We start from the raw sequence: 232 nt of genomic DNA on the forward strand, positions 1-232 counted from the left end.
TTGGCGCCGTTCTCGCAGAATTCGGCGATGTGCGGCTTGGCGGGTTTTCCCCACGCGCAGCTGACGCACATCACGCCTTCGGGTTTGTTCTGGCGGCGCAGCGCATCGAGCAGATCGGGACTGATCCCCTCCTTCGGCAGGACCTTCGACATGCCCTTCATCGAGCCCCAGCCGCCGGCCGCCCCGGTATATTTCGTGATCTCGATGTCGCTCATGAATCCTCCGCGATTTC

The 232-nt window shown here is 62.5% G+C and carries 1 protein-coding gene; it reads right to left on the reverse strand.

Annotated elements, in window-relative coordinates:
* Positions 1 to 215: hypothetical protein (locus AC0IYH_RS34185; RefSeq protein ID WP_471838937.1), on the reverse strand; the 215-nt coding region annotated here is incomplete at its 3' end.
* Between the last annotated feature and the right edge of the window lie 17 nt (positions 216 to 232).

This window comes from Pseudomonas sp. AC463 (assembly GCF_979253585.1).